This is a genomic window from Nocardia sp. NPDC060220 (assembly GCF_042727815.1).
Taxonomy (GTDB): domain Bacteria; phylum Actinomycetota; class Actinomycetes; order Mycobacteriales; family Mycobacteriaceae; genus Nocardia.
On sequence record NZ_JBHWZY010001208.1, the window covers coordinates 1 to 1,589 of the forward strand.

Genomic DNA, 1,589 nt, shown 5'->3' on the forward strand with positions numbered 1-1,589 from the left:
GGATCAGGCTTTGTAAGCCTTGACCACGTAAGGCGCGACGCTGCCCAGCTTCTCGCAGGTCTCCTCGAACTCACGCTCGGGGCGCGACTGCCCCACGATTCCGGCACCGGCGCGCAACCACGCACCCTCACCGGTCTGGTAGATCGCCCGCAGTACCAGTGTCGCCTCGAGCGCGCCGGTCGGCGAAACGCAGACCACCGCACCGGAATACAGCCCACGCGGATCGTGGTCGTTGCGGAACACCGAGTCGACGCCCGCGCGCTTGGGGATACCGGAGGCGGTCACCGACGGGAACAGCACCTCGAGCGCGTCCCACGCGGTGCGGTCGGCGGCCAGGGTGCCACGCACGGTGGACGCCAGGTGCTGCACGCTGCCGCGCTCGCGCACGGCCATGAAATCGGAGACCGCGGACGTGCCCGGCACGGCCACCTCCGCGATCTCGGCGAAGGAGGTCTGCACCGAGATCGCGTGCTCCACGATCTCCTTCGGGTCCGCGAGCAGGTCGGCGCGGGCGGCATCATCGGCTTCGGCACCGAGCCCGAATGCCCGCGTACCCGCCAGCGGTTCGGTGGTGACGATGCGATCGTCGTCGACCGAGGCCACCAGCTCGGGGCTGAACCCGGCCGCTTCGAGCCCGCCCAGCCGCAGCAGGAACGAGCGGGCGGGCGTGTTGCTGGCGCGGCCGAGGCGATAGGTCGCCGGCACGTCCACCGGGAACGGCAGCTCGACCTTGCGCGACAGAATCACCTTCTGATAGCTGCCGGAACGGATTTCGGCGACCGCCGTGGCCACGCGCTGTTCGTAGTTCGTCGAGTCGGATCGCACGTCGACCGGCGTCGGCACCGGCAGGTCCACGCCCTGCGAGCCGGCGATCAGATCGTGGATGTCGCACGCCTCGCTCGGGGTGGCGCCGCTGATCCGCACGCCGGTGGCGTCGACGCGCACCTCGATTCGCGGAATCATCAGGTGCGCCAGCGAGGTGAGCGGATTGAGGTAGTGCGTCGCCGACAGCGAGTAGGCGCAGAATTCGAAGCCGATCCAGCCGTAGGCGTTGCGGCCGTCGAGCGGCAGGTCGGCCAGCGCGGTATCGATGGCGGTGGCCGGGCTGCCGGTCCAGGCGCGAGCGGTGGTCTCACCACCCCAGACAGTGCGCAGCTCACCGGCGTCGAGCTCCACGCTGCCGAGCGGATCGGCGGCAAACACCCACACACCGGGCTGTTCGTACATCACGTACTCACCGAATCGATCCGAGACGGCCAGACGTGACATCGCTGCCGCCGGGTCGGTCACATACTCCACCCGTACGGGTTGTTCCGTCGACGACAACGATCCTCCAAGGTAAAGCTGACCTAACTTTGCTTGGTTAGGTTAGCATTACCTCGCCGTTTGACCAGACCCGTGTTGGGTATTCTTCGCCACTTCCGTTCCACCGAGCAAACCGCCGGCACTGTCGCACCCCACCGGACATCCCCCGCTGTTCGCGCGTCGCGCAACGCGCTGTGGACCGAGTTCGGTGCGCCGAAGCAGATCTGCGGCTTGAATGGAGCAATGATCGACAAAGGTGGGCGGCGCGGCCCGCAGGCAGACTC

General features: G+C 67.9%; 2 protein-coding genes. One reads left to right on the forward strand and one right to left on the reverse strand.

Features of this window, described 5'->3' with window-relative positions:
- Positions 1-3 precede the first annotated feature (3 nt).
- Positions 4-1,299: a salicylate synthase gene (locus ACFWF3_RS35335; protein ID WP_378990535.1), complete on the reverse strand. Its 1,296-nt coding sequence runs from the start codon at positions 1,297-1,299 to the stop codon at positions 4-6.
- Positions 1,300-1,386: 87 nt separating this feature from the next.
- Here ACFWF3_RS35335 and ACFWF3_RS35340 point away from each other — a divergent pair.
- A partial coding sequence (locus ACFWF3_RS35340) for a hypothetical protein (protein ID WP_379318474.1) occupies positions 1,387-1,589 on the forward strand: 203 nt, incomplete at its 3' end.